Genomic DNA, 18,401 nt, shown 5'->3' on the forward strand with positions numbered 1-18,401 from the left:
TTTGGGGATTTTATGCCCGTGCAATTTTATTGCTGCTTATTCCAGCGAATAGAACGAGTAAATAATTAAAACGAATAGATAGTTAAAATATAAATACAAATAAGCCCGTATTGAGAGGTTTTTGTATTATATTTGGTTATTTTTTCGTGTATAAGCAGCCAGTATCGCCCTTTCTGATAATTCCAAATAATTCTTCATTTTTTTAGCCGCTAATTCATTTTCTCCTGAATCAAGCAGTTCCAGAATATGCGCGTTTTTATCAATATAAGGCGCATACAAAAGTTCAGGATCATTCAAAATACCGAAAGCCAGACGGAGTTCTGCGGAGATATTGTGGTAGAAAGTGATTAATCTTTCACTATCAGTTAATTCCACGATCGCAGCATGAAAGCGCATATTTGCTGTTCCGGCACCAACCCAATCTTGTTGTTCGCGGCACTGCTGGGCGACTTCAACGGCTTGTTTCATTTTGGTAATACTGGGGTGCATTGGATAAGCCTGAGCCAGAGCCTGACACTCAATTAGCTGCCGAACTCGATAGATATCAATAATAGATGCAATATCGGGAGTAGCAACAAACACGCCCCGATTGGGTTCATGTTTCAGCAATCCCTCTTGCGTGAGAAGGCGGAACACTTCACGTAACGTATTGCGTGAAATTTCAAGTTGTTCACTAAGCACGGCTTCAGATAGCCGTTGTCCAGGTAATAACTCCCCAACAACCAGTTTATTTCTTATAGTTTCAGCAATTCTTTTGCTCAAAATCTGGGGAGAGTGGTTTTTTTTCATAGTCATCCGTTAGATTTAATGGCTGATAACAAACACCTTCAAAGCGTATAAAAACGAATCTTCACATATTACCTGATAACCAGCAAGTTACAGAGCTTGAACCAACATGAGGCAATATTATTGTGCCTATTGCACTTAAATTGTGCATCTTGGCGTTCAATTCAACAGAAAATGTTAATAAAGTGATCTTTATTGGATTTTAAGGATCGATAACACAATTTTATTTGCTTATTTTCTCATCAAGTCTTATTTATTGTTCAACAATATATTCATTTTAACCAAACAATTCTTTTTTTTAGTTCCACAATGGTACGAATATTGCTTAGAAAACGATAAATATAAAGATGACAGGGGAAAACTGCTTATGGCTATACAGGACACAGCAAAACAAGACACAATAAATTTTGTATCAAATCGGCGTTCTTCTTTGATTGCTGCGGTTTTTTTGATGGCGACATCAGCGATTGGGCCAGGGTTTATCACTCAAACTGCTACATTTACCGCGACAATGGGGGCTGCTTTTGCTTTCGGCATTTTAGCGTCTATTCTGATCGATTTCGTGGTGCAGCAAAATATTTGGCGAATTGTCACATTAACCAAAATGCAATCAGCTGATATTGCCAATGCTGCTATTCCAGGAAGTGGCTATTTATTGGCTATTTTAGTGATTTTTGGTGGATTAGTCTTTAACGTTGGGAATATTGCCGGAGCTGGACTGGGGCTTAATGCTTTGATGGGATTGGACCCAAAATGGGGCGGATTATTCAGTGCATTGATGGCTATTGGCATTTTTACCTCTCATAAAGCTGGCGCCGCTATTGATCGCATTATCGTGATATTAGGGTTGATCATGATAGGAATGACTTTATTTGTTGCGATAGTCTCCAATCCTCCAATAGGAGAAGCCTTACGACAAACCGTGCTACCTGATGAAATCAATTTTGCGACGATAACCACTATTGTGGGCGGAACTGTTGGTGGTTATATCTGTTATGCAGGTGCTCACCGTTTACTGGATAAAGGTTCTGTAGGCATCGAAAACATCAAAGTTGTTTCCAGCGCAGCAACCAAAGGGATCTTAGTTGTCGGCCTGATGCGATATTTGTTATTTCTTGCCATCTTGGGCGTGGTTGCCAGTGGCGTTACACTTGATGTTGCCAGTGAAACGGCAAATCCTGCCTCACAAGCTTTTCAGGCAGCAGCTGGTGAATTTGGACTGCGTGTTTTTGGTTTAATCGTTTGGGCCGCAGCAATAACCAGTATTATTGGTGCTGCTTATACTTCCATTTCTTTTTGCAGTGTTTTTCGAAAGCAATTTACTGAGCGTCAGCGCAGCATTGCGACTTTATTTTTTATTACCATATCATTAGTCGTTTATCTATTAGTAGGAACACCACCAGCCGCTTTATTGGTTTTCGCCGGTGGCTTCAACGGGCTTATCCTTCCTCTTGGTTTGACTATCTTTGTTTATGTTGGCTGGAAACGCGCTGATTTGATGGCGGGGTATGTCTACCCACGTTGGTTGCTGTGGTCAGGTGCGGTTACTTGTGTATTGACATGGTACATGGGCGCCATGTCTATCGATTCAATCTTTGAGTTTTTGAAATCAGCTTAAGGAAATCATCATGATAAAAACGATCGATTTAAATAGTGATCTCGGTGAAAGTTTCGGTCAATGGCGTATGGGAAACGATGAAGAAATATTGGGGATTGTCAGTAGCGCTAACGTTGCTTGTGGCTTTCATGCGGGTGATCCAGTAGGGATTTTGCAGACACTAAAATCAGCACAAAAAAATAATGTAGCAATAGGTGCCCATGTTTCTTATCCCGATTTAGTTGGCTTTGGTCGGCGTAAAATGGATACAGTCAGTCATGAGCTTACCGCCGATGTTATTTATCAGATTGGGGCCTTACAAGGATTAGCTGCGGCAGCAAATACCAGAGTGAGTTATGTCAAACCTCATGGCGCACTTTATAACACGATAGCGAATGATGAATACCAAGGGCTTGCTGTTATTGAAGGAATTCTTGCTATAGATCCCAACCTTGTATTGGTTGGTTTGGCGGGATCAAAAATTCTCAAATTGGCTCAGGAAAGAGGGCTGAGAACCATAGCAGAAGCATTTGCTGATCGTGCCTATACCTCACAAGGGGAATTAGTTTCCCGCCGTGAAGCAGGTTCTGTTTTGCATGATGCGGATCTCGTTGCTCAACGTATGTTGCAATTAGTGACAGATGGGGGAGTTGAATCAATTGATGGCAAATTTACACCTATTCAGGCGGATTCTATTTGCGTGCATGGTGATAGCCCAGGTGCGCTAGAGATGGCAAAACAGGTCAAAACAGTTTTGCAACAGGCGGGAATTACCATTCAAACATTTATTCATCCATGAATATGGATCGCATTGATACGGTTAATTATTTAGGGAGATAGCCTTGCGTTTTTTACCTGTTAATTGCAATACCATAATGGTTGAATTGAGTGGATTGGCAGAAACACTGGCTCTGCTTGATTCACTGAATATGGCACCTGTTTTGGGGATTGAAGAAATTATTCCGGCAGCGAGAACTTTGATGATTCGTTTTCGGCCGACAAAAATATCAACCCAACAATTGGCGGCAGAAATCAGTAGTCGAGATTTACAAGAGCGTGGTCATGCAACGGGAAAACGGATAGAAATTCCTGTGCATTACAACGGCGAAGATCTCGCACTGGTTGCGGAAATATTGGGGTGTACTGTTCAAGAGGTTATTCATCAACATACCGAAAATGAATATACCGTCGCCTTTACCGGGTTTGCTCCCGGGTTTGCCTATATGGTGTCGAATACCTCGCAATGGAATATACCGCGTCGAAAAACACCTAGAACACGTATTCCGGCGGGTGCTGTTGCGCTGGCGGGGGAATTCAGCAGCATTTATCCGCAGGCGAGTCCCGGAGGATGGCAGATTATCGGTATTACGACCGACCGCATGTGGGATCTTTCCCGCTCATCTCCTGCCTTATTGCAACCGGGTTACCGTGTTAACTTTCGAGATGCCGGATGTTGCCCAGCAACGATCAGTTTGCCCGAAACGCCTATCAGTAACATAGCGCCTGTTTCAGCGGTTTCTTGTCAGCTAGAAATTTTGTCTGTGGGATTACAAACCTTACTCCAAGATTTGGGGCGCGTTGGTCAGGCAAAATCAGGGATCTCAGAATCTGGTGCAATGGACAAAAGTGCCTTGCGCAGTGCAAACCGTATTGTTGGTAATTCCTCTGACCAAGCTTGTCTGGAAATAGTGCAGGGGGGATTTAAAGCGATCGCGCATGGACAGATATTGATTGCCATTACGGGAGCGTTATGTCCAATAGAAATAAAAACCTCATCGGGTGAACTACTTCATGTAAGTACTTACCAACCGATTGATCTAAACGATGGTGATGAAATTTCGTTGGGTATTCCTGTAGCCGGAATGCGCTCTTATCTATCGGTGCGCGGAGGCTTCATAGTTCCAGCTATCTTATCCAGTTGTTCATTTGATAGCCTGTCCAATATCGGGCCTGCTCCGTTGAAAATAAATGATAAATTAGCAATCAACGAAACATCTCATTGTGCCGCGATATCTTTCTCTGAAGCGCCTGCTTTTGACATGCCAAATAAAGATGAGATTGTGGTATTGGATATCATATTTGGTCCTCGTACAGACTGGTTCACTCCAGAATCCATCGACTTATTGAGCAAACAGACATGGCAAGTAACGCCTCAATCCAACCGCATTGGCCTGAGACTAAATGGTGAGTGCTCACTATCACGAATTAAGCCACAAGAATTGCCCAGCGAAGGAACATGTACAGGAGCGATACAAATTCCGGCCAGTGGGCAACCTGTATTATTTTTAGCTGACCATCCATTGACAGGAGGGTATCCGGTCATTGCCTCAGTTGCAGATTATCATCTCGATCTTGCTGGTCAGATCCCCGTCAATGCCAAAATTCGCTTTAATCCCATCTGCCAATTTCATGAAATTCAAGGGAGCCATGACTTGCCATGAACACCACTGTAAATAATTTAAATAACACCTCTAAAAAAGTGCTGATTGCCAACCGTGGTGAGATTGCTGTTCGGATCATTCGGGCTTGCCGTGATTATGGAATACAAACGGTTGCTGTCTATGCGGATGTTGATATCAACGCACAACATGTTCAATTGTCTGATGAGGCTTATGCTTTGGGTGGAAATAGCCCGGCAGAAACTTACCTCAATATTCCCCGTTTATTGGATGTGGCAAAACGGTCTGGAGCAACAATGGTGCATCCAGGTTATGGCTTTTTGTCTGAGCGGTCAGAATTTGCCAGAGCAGTGATTGATGCTGGCTTAATTTGGATTGGCCCTAACCCTGAAACGATTGATGAGCTGGGTGATAAGGTTAAGGCGCGTAAAATAGCCCAAAAAGTGGGAGCGCCTTTGGTTGTTGGAACCTCAGAACCAGTCAAAGATGTGCAGGAAGTTATTGCGTTTGCGGAACAACATGGCTTGCCGATTGCCATCAAAGCGGCATTTGGTGGGGGTGGCAGAGGTTTGAAAGTGGCTTGGCGACTGGATGAAGTGGCAGAACTTTATCATTCGGCAGTCCGTGAGGCGATTGCCGCATTTGGGCGGGGCGAATGCTTTATTGAACAATTCTTGGATAAACCTCGTCATATAGAAGCGCAGGTGATTGCGGATAAACAGGGTAATGTCGTGGTTTTGGGAACGCGGGATTGTTCCTTGCAGCGCCGTAACCAAAAATTGGTGGAAGAAGCCCCGGCTCCATTTTTAACACAGGCACAAAGAGAACGTATTCATCAATCAGCAAAAGCCATTTGTGCAGCAGCTAATTATACGGGTGCTGGTACAGTAGAGTTCTTGCTCAGCGCAGATGGAACCCTTTCTTTCTTGGAAGTGAATACTCGCTTACAAGTGGAGCATCCCGTGACAGAAGAGACGACGGGCATTGATCTGGTTATCGAACAATTGCGAGTCGCGGAAGGTTATCCGTTGAGCATTCAAGAAACGCCTATACCAAGAGGGCATTCGTTTGAATTTCGCATCAATGCGGAAGATGCTGGTAAAGGTTTTTTACCGACATCTGGAACAATCAGCGAATTTACTCCGCCTTCTGGTCCCGGTATTCGTCTGGATTCAGGCGTGGTGAATGGCTCAACCATTCCGGCGACGTTTGACTCATTGATGGCGAAATTAATCGTTACAGGAACAACGCGCGAGCAGGCCATTTCCCGCGCCCGTCGGGCATTGCAGGAATTCAAAATTCAAGGAGTGGCATCGGTATTGTCATTTCATCAAGCGGTGCTGGAGCATTCAGACTTTATTTCGAACGATGAATTTCATGTCCATACTCGTTGGATCGAAACAGATTTTGCCAATGAATTGGAAAGCTCACCACGTCAGACTATAAGGGAAGATAAAAACATCACTCGTACCTTTATTGAAATTGATGGTCGCAGGCATGAGTTGGGATTACCAGCGAATTTACTGGCAGGATTGGTGCAGTTAGCCCCTACGGGTGAGCAATCATTTTCTCAGGCTCAATCTACTGCAAAGGAAAAAGCACCGATAGATCTCCATCAGGTAAAAGCGCCAATTTCCGGCATCTTGCATTCATGGCTAGTCACGGAGAATGAATCAGTGAATGAAGGGGATGTGATTGCGGTTATGGAAGTGATGAAAATGGAAGTGCAGATCAGCGCTCACTGTTCGGGAAAAATCACCTTCTGTGCGCAGGCGGGAGATTATTTGGACGCAGAAAGTGCTCTGGCCAATATAGAGCAATAATATTCATTAAAAATCAAAAGGGTATCAATTAATTGATACCCTTTTGATGTTGCTAAGATCATAAACTTCATGTGTTCCTACTTCCTACATATAAATACATAACGTGATAGTTTTTTAAAGTTATTTACATTTTAATAGAAATGTAAATAATAATGCTTCTCAATAATATTACTCCTTGAAAATATATGTTCAAAATTACCCCAATTTACACTTGCTTGGCTAAAAATGGTCTGTGTGTACCTTTGATGTCAGCTTCTATGCTTATTGCTATTTCTACTAACGCATTTGCAATCACTGAAAATACCAAACAAAAGTCGCCTGCGACTGGAGATACTCTGGTTGTTATTGCGGATAACAATAGCAATAACGATGCACAGGTAGATCAAAAAGTCAGCAAAAATGAAATAAAAGTCAGACAGCCACAAAGTGTGGGAGAAATATTAAAGAATGTTCCTGGAGTACAAGCAGGTCACCCTAGCGCTATAGGACAACGTTTTAAAATTCGTGGCATGGATGATCAATTCATCAATGTGACCATTGATGGCGCAAGACAAGAAGGGTATCACTTCCATCATGCAGGGAACTACGGCATAGACCCTGAAATGTTAAAGCAGATTGATATCAAAGTTGGTAGTAACAGTATTACCTACGATACAGGTGCTGTTGCCGGTGCGTTGAAATTTGAAACGGTCGATGCTAGTGATTTATTAGAGCCGGGCCAATTATTTGGCGCAAAAGGAAAATTGAATTACATCAGTAATGGTTCTGAATTCCAACAATCTTTAGCAACATATGGAAGATTGGGAGCCGTTGACTTATTAGGTTACTTTAACCATCGGAATATGAGTAATTCCAAATCTGGCAGAGACAGCAATGGGCGAGACTCAATCCCTACAGATGGAAAATTGTTTAACTATTTATTAAAAGCTAAATTTAATCTTACAGATGAACAATATATCAAAGTATCAAAAGAACATTATAAGAATGATGCAGAAACCAGCAACAGATTGAATTTTGGACAGGATGTAAATAAAGGGAAAAAGGCAAAGTATGCGATAGACCGCGATACCCATAATATCACTTATGGCTATACGTCAGTGGATAATGACCTGATTGATTTAAAAGTATCGGCTTATCACACAGAACAAACCTCTACCCATATGAAGCCTGTCAGTGGAAATGGAAAAGGCTTTGATAGCGTTGTAGAAACCCAAGGAATTAAGGCTCGTAATACCTCTAGTTTTGATACGGCGAATGTATTCCATGCTGTAACCTATGGGTATGAATATTTTGATACCAGAATGAGATACACTGATGTAGATGAAAATAGCTATAATAAAGAGTTAGAAAAAGCGGATGCTTCCTCTTTTTATTTAGAAGATGATATTCAGATTGCAGATTTTCATGTGATACCGGGTATTCGATGGGATCACTATAAATATCATACCACCAATAAAAATAATGAATCTTTTGATAGAACGTATGCCCGCGTTTCAAAAGCACTTGGCTTGAAATACGAACTTGGGGTGTCCACCACATTATTTGCCAATTATACCGAACTCTTTAGAGGTCCATTGGGCAAAGAACTGATGGGGTTATCCGATCATGGAAACAATTTAGTAGAAGCAACGGGTTATAATTTAGAGACCGGATTGGCCGGGTCTTACTCTAATATTTTTACCGACAATGACTCATTGATTGTATCGGGTAAAGTGTTCCAGACGAATTTCAAAAACTTGTCTACAACATTAGCTAAGAGTGAACTACACAATATCCCGAAAGCCAGACTGGAAGGGTTTGAATTAGCGACTGGCTATAAACTTGATAATTGGTCTTTAAAAGCCACTTACGCCAAAGCTAATAACAAGATTGTTAATGGTAATGCGTTGTTTAACAAAGGAACAGAGTTTATGCCGTCAGTGGGTGACTCTATGACGGTGGGTGCCAGTTACCTCTTTGACCAAACGGACATTGAACTCGGTTGGAATTCCCGATTTATATTGTCAAAAAATTCAAAAGGTACAAATAAAAACAATATTGTCGGCATCCATAAATCTGGATATGGCGTAAGCAATATGTATATCTCTTGGGCGCCAAAAACAGGGGTATTTAAAAATACAGAACTTCTGTTTGGCATCGATAATCTCTTCGATAAACGTTACAACGAACATTCTTACTATTTGAAACAATATCAAGGGCAAGAAGAGAAAGGGAGAACTTATAAGGCGACAGTTTCTTACAAGTTCTAATGCAAATACCTTAAGTATTTCAAATCAACATTTCGTAAAAAGTCTGCGGTTTATCCGCAGACTTTCTCTTAAATGACTTCTGCTTGTTTCAATGACAGCGTAAAAACGGTCACTACAGAGTAAAAACCCCAATCAAGGCAACAACACTCAAAATCGCGGCAGCACCATAGAATATCCATTTACTGGCAGGGACATGAATTTGCAAATCGTGCATTCCGTGGTGGATGCGGTGCATTCCGCACCACAGCGGCAGGCAGATCATCAGTAGCAAAAAGATGCGACCAATAAAACTTTGGCAAAATGTCAGGATACGTTCATAAGAAAGCGCTTCTGGCGCCAGACCGAATGGTATCAGAATGCCCAGCAGCAGAATTATTGCAGGGCCAACAATGGCACTCCACATCCCACCAGCACCAAACAGACCCCAGAAAATGGGTTCATCGGAACGCTTGGGTATTTGATTCATCAGATCCTCCTTGGGGTTAGAAAAACAGTGCAACGCCGAGAATCACGGCAGTAACAATAATGGTGGTTGCCCATAGCAGTTTGATAATCGGCCCAGGTGACATTTTTTCATTTTTGACAATGATATTGAGAGCCTTTGGTGCCAGCTCAAACCATGTTTTTGTATGCAGCAAGGTTGCCAGCAGGGTGATGATATTAATCAACAGCACCGCAGGGTGTTGCAAGAAAGAAACAAATCCCGCCCAGCTTTCCGGGCCATCTTTCAGAGCAAACAAACCGTAAAGCACTAGCAAGCTGAACCAAACAGTAGGGATAGATGTACCTTCGCGCAGCATATAAAAACGATAAAATCCCAGTTTTTGCCACCAATTAGCTTCCATGCCACGTACATAAGGTTTACGTTTTGTCGTCATTACTTTTCCCTCCCTTATTGTGGTTTCAGCATGGAGATAATGAAATCTTTGGCACTTTCTGCTTTGCTTTGCTGAATGGCCCCCGCTGGATCAACATGTTTCGGGCACACTTCAGAGCAATAACCAACGAAAGTACAAGACCAGACTCCATTGTCACTGTTGATTTGCGGCATACGTTCTTTTTTACCGTGGTCACGGTTATCAAGGTTATAGCGATGTGCCAATGTAACCGCAGCAGGCCCAATAAACTCAGGATTCAAGCCAAATTGAGGACAGGCGGCGTAGCACAAGCCACAGTTGATACAACCTGAAAATTGATGGTATTTTGCCATCTGGGCTGGTGTCTGCACATTCGGGCCATCAGCAGGTTTGCGATCGTTGCCGATTATATAGGGTTTGATGGCTTCCAGACTCTCAATAAAGTGAGTCATATCCACCACTAAATCCCGCTCAATTGGGAAATTGCCCAGTGCTTCGACTTTCATTCCTTGGGCATAATCGCGCAGAAATATTTTACATGCCAATTTTGGTACACGGTTTACCATCATGCCGCAAGAACCACAGATTGCCATGCGGCAAGACCAGCGGTAAGAAAGGTCTGGCGCCAGATTGTCCTTGATGTAACCCAACGCATCCAACAGTGAAGTTTGCTCATCGTAAGGCACTTCATAAGTGACGAAATGAGGTTCACTGTCAATTTCCGGGTTATAGCGCATGACTTCCATTTTCAGGTTTTTCATCTCAGTCATTCGCTTGCTCCTTCTGTTGTTTCTCTTGTGCAGCCGCTTCACCCCCATACGCCCGCTTCGCTGGTTGAGATTTGGTGATCTTCACATCACTGTATTCCAGCCGTGGGGCACTTTCAGGATCATAGAAGGCCAGCGTATGCTTTAAGAAATTCTCATCGTCACGTTCGGTACAACCCTCATCAAGACGCTGGTGGGCACCACGTGATTCTTTACGATTAATTGCGGAATGCGCCATACATTCAGCAACATCCAAGCCAAAACCTAATTCGATGGTATAGAGCAGGTCGGTATTGAATACACTGGAACGGTCGCTGATTTCGATATGCTTGAAACGTTCTTTCAACTCGGCAATTTTGTCGATGGTTTTCTGCATCAATTCTGGTGTACGGTAAATTCCGCAGCCTTCTTCCATTGAAGTCCCCAGTTCATCGCGAATTTTCGCCCAGCTTTCACCACCTTTCTGGTTCAGTAACTGATTGAGTTTATCTTCGACATCACGGGCTTGGGCATCCAGAGCGCTATTACTGGCAGGTTTCACTTCCTGAATATGTTTGACTGCTTCTTCACCGGCCAAACGACCAAATACAACCAGCTCAGCCAGAGAGTTAGAACCGAGGCGGTTTGCGCCATGTAAGCCGACAGAAGAACATTCCCCAATCGCAAACAGCCCTTTGATGCGGGTCTCGCATTGCTGATTCGTTTCGATTCCGCCCATGGTGTAATGCGCAGTTGGGCGAACAGGAATTGGCTCTTTGACCGGATCAACACCGACATAGGCTTTTGCCAGCTCACAGATAAACGGCAGGCGCTCGAGCAGCTTTTTCTCACCCAAATGGCGTAAATCCAGATGTACCACATCACCGCGCGGAGTTGCGATGGTGCGGCCTGCACGCCACTCATGCCAGAATGCTTGAGATACTTTGTCGCGTGGGCCTAATTCCATATATTTGTTTTCAGGATTTCCGAGAGGTGTTTCTGGCCCCAAACCATAATCCTGTAGATAACGATAGCCATCCTTGTTCACCAGAATCCCGCCTTCACCACGGCAGCCTTCAGTCATCAAAATGCCGGAACCGGGCAGGCCTGTTGGGTGATATTGTACAAATTCCATATCGCGCAATGGGACACCGTGACGGAATGCGATTCCCATGCCATCACCAGTGACAATGCCGCCATTGGTGTTATAACGGTATACGCGACCGGCTCCGCCTGTCGCCATAATGACCGCGTTGGCGCGGATCTGAACTTTCGTTCCTTCCATCATATTCAGCGCAACCAATCCGCGGGCTTGTCCTTCATCTACCAAAATATCGAGCACAAAATGCTCATCAAAGCGCTGAATTTGTGAGTACTTGAGGGATGTTTGGAACAATGTATGGAGCATATGAAAGCCGGTTTTATCGGCGGCAAACCATGTGCGTTCAATTTTCATACCGCCGAAACGGCGCACGTTCACAGAGCCATCGTCCCTGCGGCTCCATGGACAACCCCATTGTTCCAGTTGGATCATTTCTGTTGGGCAATGTTTGACAAAATACTCCACCACATCTTGTTCGCACAGCCAGTCACCACCGGATACGGTGTCATTAAAGTGAAAGTCATAGGAATCGTGCGATTGGGTAACTGCGGCTGATCCACCTTCTGCGGCCACAGTATGGCTACGCATAGGATACACTTTTGAGATCAAGGCGATTTTGAGTTGAGGATTGGCTTCAGCAGCAGCGATGGCAGCCCGTAGCCCAGCGCCACCAGCTCCGATAATCGCGAGGTCGACATTGAAGGTTTGCACTGCTCTTCTCCCTTGTTCAAGTGAAACAATTTTTCTTGTTTAACGAAGTATTGAAGGTAATTTTCTATACCTTAATGATTTAGGGACGATATCTATTACTTTTTGTATGGTTTAAGTATAACGGATAGTTGAGAGTGTAAATTTGATATGAATGCGGGTTTTGCAGGATTTTGCCGATAAAATGTGAGTTATATCATGTTTTTTCTCAGTGGTATTATAACTGTAATAAATAATAGCTATTAATTTATGGATTTGGATGTAGTGGGCTTATATTTTATAAATAAATCATTCAGATATAGTTTGGTTTATTTTTACACTACCAACATAATGTTAATATATTCAGATTTTTGATTTCTTAATGAAAAGTATATGGTGATTAGCTAGTCTATTTTATTTCTTTACAGTGGCTAGGTTGTGAATATAGCATGGTTATGAAATATTATTTGGCTGAGTTATTTTTACTCTTCTGATGATAATAGACTTATTATCCGAATTGGCTTGCTATTTTAGTCAATCTAGTGAGTGGATTTGGCTTTTGTATAAAAATTATTTTTTATATTTATATTTATATTAATTATTTTCATGTTCTTATGTATTTTAAAACTCTCTTATTTATAAAAAAACAAAATATTTTTTGATTTGTATATTGTTTATATATTATTTTATAGCACATGCTTTTTAAATAATTAATTTATCTTAAGTAATGAAAAATTAAAATGGGAAGTTACAGGCAATAAGTTTAAGACAATGAATTGTCTGGCTGACTTGATGCAGGTAAACTGCGCGTTTTGTTTTATTTTGGAGTCATAACAACATGAACGAAGACGCGAATTGGCAGCCAAGTGCTCCTATCGCCAATTTATTGAAAAGGGCGGAGATTCTAACAGAAATACGGCGCTTTTTCGCAGAACGTGGGGTGTTGGAAGTTGAAACTCCTGCCATGAGTCAAGCGACTGTCACCGACGTTCATCTGGTACCTTTCCAGACACAGTTCGTTGGGCCGGGAGCGGCAGATGGTTTGACTCTGTACCTGATGACTAGTCCTGAATATCACATGAAGCGTTTGTTGGCAGCCGGAAGTGGTTCCATTTATCAGATGGGGAAAAGTTTCCGCAATGAGGAAGCAGGCCGTCATCATAATCCAGAATTCACCATGTTGGAATGGTATCGTCCGCATTACGACATGTACCGCTTAATGAATGAAGTGGATGATTTGTTGCAACAGATTTTGGATTGCGAAAGTGCCGAATCACTTTCTTACCAACAGGCCTTCATTCGATATCTGAATATCGATCCTCTTACTGCAAGCAAAGAAAAATTGCGTGAAGTGGCGGCGAAACTCGATCTCAGTAATATCGCTGATCAGGAAGAAGATCGGGATACTTTACTGCAACTTCTTTTCGTCATGGGCGTAGAAACTCAGATCGGCATTGAAAAACCGACATTTATCTATCACTTTCCAACTTCTCAAGCTGCATTGGCAGAAATCAGCAAGGAAGATCACCGGGTTGCGGAGCGTTTTGAAGTCTATTTCAAGGGCATGGAGCTGGCGAATGGTTTTCGTGAACTGACGGACAGCGATGAACAGCGTCTTCGTTTCGAACAAGATAACCGTAAACGTGAAGCGATGGGGTTGCCTGTTCAGCTTATTGATGAATACCTGCTTGCTGCTCTTGCACACGGAATGCCTGAATGCGCTGGTGTGGCATTGGGGGTGGATCGTCTGATTATGTTGGCATTGGGTGCTGATCGGATTAGTGAAGTGATTGCTTTTCCTGTGGGGATCTCGTGACAACATTATTTATGTCATATACCCAGCTCTGTTAGTCTCGATTGGGGCAGTCTTGGACTGCCCCTTTATTTTTACATTATTTGGCTCTTATATTATCTGCACTGATTATTTATGTTCGTGATGTTTTTTCAGAAACTTCACTGCCAAATCAGGGAAATCTGTGAAGGCGCCATCGACATTAGCTTTGTTGAAAACAATATCGAATAATTGGTCGCCGCTGGTGGCATATTTCGGCAATTGATCGATACGGATAGTGTACGGGTGTACCACCAGATGGCTGGCGTGAGCCTCTTTCACCATGCTGGTTAATTTAATGTTGTTTGGCTTAGAGTCACTGACGATAAGCATGTGGTAATCAGGGCCAATTCCATCAGCATATTTTGCCACTTCTTTCATCGCACCAGGTTTAAACATCCAGTCATAGCTATAATTCTGCCATGTGCCATCTGATTTTTGTTCGTAAGTTTCCTTCCAGTCGGTGTAAGCGATAAGCTGAACCAGTTTCAGATCCATTCCCAGTTTCGGCTCTAGCTCATTTTTGATGCGCTTGAGTTCATTGGTATCAAAACATTGCAGATAAACTTTATCGCTCTTTTTGGTATAGCCATATTGTTTCAGGACTTCCAGCACCTTGCTGGTGATATCTTTGCCTTCCTGACGATGAAACCACGGTGCTTTGATCTCAGGATAGATGCCAATGTCTTTGCCCGTGGACTTATTCAGACCTTGAATAAATTCAAGTTCTTCCTGAAAGGTATGAATGTGGAAATCTGATTTCCCCATCGGAAAACGACCAGGATAGCTTTGAACTTTTTTGCCATTCTTGATATCAAAACCTTCAGTAAATTTCAGTGACTTAATTTCTGGCAGGGTAAAGTCGATGGCATAGTAGCGACCGTCAGCACGGGCACGGTTTGGAAAACGTTCTGCGACATCGGTTACGCGATCAAGATAATGATCGTGTAATACAATGAGCTGGTCATCTTTAGTCATTACCAGATCTTGCTCAAGATAATCGGCACCTTGTGCATAGGCCATTGCTTTGGCGGGTAATGTATGTTCAGGCAAATAACCGCTGGCACCACGATGGGCGATAACTATCTTATCAGCAGCAGCATACGCAATGCCTGACATTGATGATGCTAGCAGAATGCCTGCCATGATTGCCTTGATGGGGGTCTGCATTGGGTTTCTCCATATTCTAATAAAAATATTAAACAAGAAATTATACTGCTGATCGCTTCACTGATTTTTTATCATCAGGCAGAAGAATAGGGTGATTATTCAGATTGCTTTTTATATAAAATAATAGCGTAATACAATCCTGAATATTGGTTTTACCAGCAGCATGTCACAGTTTTATGACATAAAAATTGCTCTTTAGATTTTGTTTATGATTAGTCTTATCCTATCTGTTATTAAATGAACAAAATCATAAGATAGAATCGATTTTTTATATTTAAACAATAGTGGAATAGTCACAGTAAATCATATAAATGGGCGGTAATAAAGTAAGGAATACTTATCATTTCCTAATGTGGGAGACAATATGAAGCCTTCACGATCACTTCACTTGAACATTCTGAAATCTGAATATATCAAAGAAATGGAAAAGGACGAAATTAATTATGTTCATGGTACAAACAGTGCTGCTTTGTTAGGTATTTTTCGGTTTAACGCGTTACTACCAATGAAAGATTTAATGGAAGAGCATTGGTTTGCAAGATATAAAAACAGAGCATTTCATTCAGGAGAGCATGGGAATACAATATGGTCATATAAGGCCAGCCGTTATCATAACCAGATAGATGAGCCTGATAGATATAGAGCATGTGATGGAATATCACTTTATAAAGTAGGTGATGTAAAACAATGTGTAAATTATGCGAAATATAGAATGAATAATGGCGCTAATATATCAGTAATTCTTGGGTTTAAGATTGAACATCCTGAAAGTACTATTGTTTATTTGGAAGGAGAACATCCTTTTTTTAGGGGGAGGCTAAGTATTTATTTCCTTAAGAAAATATATGTACCACCAGGCAAAGCTGAGGTGATAAAAAATTTATTAATAAGATATGGGAATGAAGAAAATATCTATAAGGTGAAAGAAAGCAACGTATTTATCAATGTATAAGATGCTTAACTACTTTGGTTTAAAATGTTCAGTATTACTAATGAAATCGCAGTACAATTTTATTGTACTGCGATTGATATAGTTATTAATCAATGTCTTTTTGTTATATCACTGACCTTGACGGGCAATTTCCTGCTTGTGTTTATTCTCACTTAACATGACAAATAAAAGCAGGATAACAGAGAGGGCGCTACCGCCGATCATAACCATAAAGCCGCCATCCCAACCAAAGAAGTCAACGGTGTAACCGACGATGATACTGGCTGCAACCGAGCCACCCAGATAGCCGAACAAACCAGTAAAGCCTGCTGCTGTCCCTGCCGCTTTTTTCGGTGCCAGTTCCAGAGCATGCAGGCCGATCAGCATGACTGGACCGTAAATCAGGAAGCCGATAACCAGCATACAGAGCATATCAATATTCGGGTTACCCGCAGGGTTCATCCAGAACACGATAGTCGCGATAGTGACGAGTATCATGAAGAATACGCCAGTTGCACCACGGTTGCCTTTGAATACTTTATCAGACATCCAGCCACACAATAACGTCCCCGGAATACCCGCATATTCATACAGGAAGTAAGCCCAGGAAGATTTATCCATGGCAAAGTGTTTTACTTCCTTCAAGTAAGTTGGTGACCAGTCAAGAATACCGTAGCGCAGCAAATATACGAATACGTTGGCAATTGCGATCATCCACAGCAATTTGTTCGGCAAAACGTACTGCATGAAAATTTCTTTTGCTGTCAGTTCCTTTTCATTTTTTTCCGTATAATCAGGTGGATAGTCGTTTTTGTATTCTTCTATTGGCGGTAAACCACAGGATTGCGGTGTATCGCGCATTAAAGTGAAAACGATTATTGCCACGAGAATCGCTGCAAATGCTGGCATATAAAACGCGGCTTTCCAATCATTGAACCAAGCCATACCCAACATGAACAGTAATGGTGGAATGCCTCCGCCAACGTTATGAGCACAGTTCCAGACAGAAACAATTCTGCCACGCTCTTTCTGCGACCACCAGTGAACCATGGTGCGGCCACAAGGAGGCCAGCCCATACCTTGGAACCAACCGCAGAGGAACAGCAAGACAAACATGATGGCGATGCTGGAAGTTGCCCATGGTACAAAGCCCATAAACAACATCACTGCCGCTGCCAGTATCAAGCCAGCAGGCAAGAAAACACGTGGATTCGAGCGGTCGGAAACGGAACCCATGATGAATTTTGAGAATCCGTATGCAATTGAAATACCTGATAGCGCGAAGCCAAGATCCCCTTTAGAAAAGCCTTGCTCGATCAAAGACGGTATAGCTAACGCAAAGTTTTTTCTTACCAAGTAGTAAGCTGCATATCCAAAGAATATCCCCATAAAAATTTGCCAGCGCAAGCGACGATAGAGTGGATCTATTTCTTGCGCAGGCAACCGTGCCTTATGAGGCGTCGGCTTGAAAATACTTAACATATTTGTCTCCACATGACTTTTGTTTTTGTATGAGCGCATCACCACCATTAAACAGTGATGTTGTTAAATGAAATTTTAAGCTATTTATTTTCTTTATCGAAGAGTATATTAGCTAAAGTAACCTTATATAACTGTGAGGTATTGCTAATATCATATAGATATTATTTCGTAAAGTTGGCGATTTTGAGCGATTTAGTACTTTTTAAATATAATTTATTTATAATATCGTGAAGTTTGTCACAATAAATGGCTTTACTTGTTATTTTTGTACATTTAAAGTTCGTTTATGTTCTTTATCAAACAGAACCCCATTATTACTCAGGGGTCTTTACTGATGCAGCAACCGTAGTTTATATGGATATGGTTTATATGGACATAAGTTATGTAAACATAGTTATATGAGTATAGATATATAAATATAATCCACATAAACATTAATGCTATAAATGTAATACACGAAAACATTACTATTATAAATGTAATCCACGAAAATATTACTATTATAAATGTGATCTAATAAAATAGATGGCAGTGTTCCCCTGCCTGTTTTTTTTAACAGGTTGTACTAATTATCTGATGATGTTATTTAAATAATATTTTATTTATTAATGTAATTGACGCCTTATTTACATGTTTGGCGTTTTTTATAACGCAGTTATAAATAAAATGTTTGAAATTAAAATTCAAAATAATGGATATTACTATAAATAGTTATTCATGCTCATGACAGCAGTTTTCAAG

At 41.7% G+C, this 18,401-nt stretch carries 14 protein-coding genes; 7 read left to right on the forward strand and 7 right to left on the reverse strand.

Features of this window, described 5'->3' with window-relative positions:
* Positions 1–126: 126 nt before the first annotated feature.
* The gene (locus tag PSI14_RS16635) at positions 127–789 is read right to left on the reverse strand and encodes a GntR family transcriptional regulator (protein WP_370688873.1); all 663 of its coding nucleotides are present in this window, start codon (positions 787–789) and stop codon (positions 127–129) included.
* A 364-nt stretch (positions 790–1,153) separates the two neighbouring features.
* On the opposite strand from PSI14_RS16635, the gene PSI14_RS16640 reads away from it, so the two are divergent.
* The 5 genes from PSI14_RS16640 (at position 1,154) to PSI14_RS16660 (ending at position 8,854) form a co-directional block, all read left to right on the forward strand.
* The gene (locus tag PSI14_RS16640) at positions 1,154–2,404 is read left to right on the forward strand and encodes an NRAMP family divalent metal transporter (protein WP_273576956.1); all 1,251 of its coding nucleotides are present in this window, start codon (positions 1,154–1,156) and stop codon (positions 2,402–2,404) included.
* 10 nt (positions 2,405–2,414) lie between these two features.
* Positions 2,415–3,182 carry a LamB/YcsF family protein gene (locus PSI14_RS16645; protein ID WP_273576957.1) on the forward strand — a complete coding sequence of 256 codons (768 nt, stop codon included), beginning with the start codon at positions 2,415–2,417 and terminating at the stop codon, positions 3,180–3,182.
* A gap of 43 nt (positions 3,183–3,225) precedes the next feature.
* Positions 3,226–4,824 (forward strand): 5-oxoprolinase subunit B/C family protein, encoded by a 1,599-nt coding sequence (locus PSI14_RS16650; RefSeq protein ID WP_273576958.1) that lies wholly within the window; start codon positions 3,226–3,228, stop codon positions 4,822–4,824.
* Positions 4,821–6,605: an ATP-binding protein gene (locus PSI14_RS16655; protein WP_273576959.1), complete on the forward strand. Its 1,785-nt coding sequence runs from the start codon at positions 4,821–4,823 to the stop codon at positions 6,603–6,605. The genes PSI14_RS16650 and PSI14_RS16655 overlap by 4 nt, the downstream gene beginning before the upstream one ends.
* Positions 6,606–6,790: 185 nt before the next feature.
* On the forward strand, positions 6,791–8,854 hold the full coding sequence (locus tag PSI14_RS16660; protein ID WP_273576961.1) for a TonB-dependent receptor domain-containing protein: 2,064 nt from the start codon (positions 6,791–6,793) through the stop codon (positions 8,852–8,854).
* A gap of 112 nt (positions 8,855–8,966) precedes the next feature.
* On the opposite strand, the gene frdD is transcribed toward PSI14_RS16660, so the two are convergent.
* From frdD to frdA, 4 genes are read right to left on the reverse strand one after another with little or no spacing between them, the layout of a single operon-like run.
* On the reverse strand, positions 8,967–9,320 hold the full coding sequence (gene frdD, locus PSI14_RS16665) for a fumarate reductase subunit FrdD (RefSeq protein ID WP_273576962.1): 354 nt from the start codon (positions 9,318–9,320) through the stop codon (positions 8,967–8,969).
* A 16-nt stretch (positions 9,321–9,336) separates the two neighbouring features.
* Positions 9,337–9,732 (reverse strand): fumarate reductase subunit FrdC, encoded by a 396-nt coding sequence (gene frdC / locus PSI14_RS16670; protein ID WP_273576964.1) that lies wholly within the window; start codon positions 9,730–9,732, stop codon positions 9,337–9,339.
* 14 nt (positions 9,733–9,746) lie between these two features.
* Positions 9,747–10,481 (reverse strand): succinate dehydrogenase/fumarate reductase iron-sulfur subunit, encoded by a 735-nt coding sequence (locus PSI14_RS16675; RefSeq protein WP_273576965.1) that lies wholly within the window; start codon positions 10,479–10,481, stop codon positions 9,747–9,749.
* Entirely contained in the window at positions 10,474–12,270 is a 1,797-nt protein-coding gene (gene frdA, locus PSI14_RS16680) for a fumarate reductase (quinol) flavoprotein subunit (protein WP_273576966.1), read from the reverse strand. The genes PSI14_RS16675 and frdA overlap by 8 nt, the downstream gene beginning before the upstream one ends.
* Before the next feature lie 814 nt (positions 12,271–13,084).
* On the opposite strand from frdA, the gene epmA reads away from it, so the two are divergent.
* Positions 13,085–14,062, forward strand: a complete 978-nt coding sequence (gene epmA, locus PSI14_RS16685) for an elongation factor P--(R)-beta-lysine ligase (protein WP_273576968.1) — start codon at positions 13,085–13,087, stop codon at positions 14,060–14,062.
* 105 nt (positions 14,063–14,167) lie between these two features.
* On the opposite strand, the gene glpQ is transcribed toward epmA, so the two are convergent.
* A complete protein-coding gene (gene glpQ, locus PSI14_RS16690; protein ID WP_273576969.1) occupies positions 14,168–15,247 on the reverse strand; it encodes a glycerophosphodiester phosphodiesterase in 1,080 nt (359 codons plus the stop codon).
* 364 nt (positions 15,248–15,611) lie between these two features.
* On the opposite strand from glpQ, the gene PSI14_RS16695 reads away from it, so the two are divergent.
* The gene (locus PSI14_RS16695; RefSeq protein ID WP_273576970.1) at positions 15,612–16,199 is read left to right on the forward strand and encodes a hypothetical protein; all 588 of its coding nucleotides are present in this window, start codon (positions 15,612–15,614) and stop codon (positions 16,197–16,199) included.
* Positions 16,200–16,307: 108 nt separating this feature from the next.
* Here PSI14_RS16695 and glpT read toward each other — a convergent pair whose 3' ends face one another.
* A complete protein-coding gene (gene glpT / locus PSI14_RS16700; protein WP_273576971.1) occupies positions 16,308–17,660 on the reverse strand; it encodes a glycerol-3-phosphate transporter in 1,353 nt (450 codons plus the stop codon).
* Between the last annotated feature and the right edge of the window lie 741 nt (positions 17,661–18,401).

The sequence above is a fragment of the Xenorhabdus anantnagensis genome (genome assembly GCF_028598555.1).
Classification (GTDB): domain Bacteria; phylum Pseudomonadota; class Gammaproteobacteria; order Enterobacterales; family Enterobacteriaceae; genus Xenorhabdus; species Xenorhabdus anantnagensis.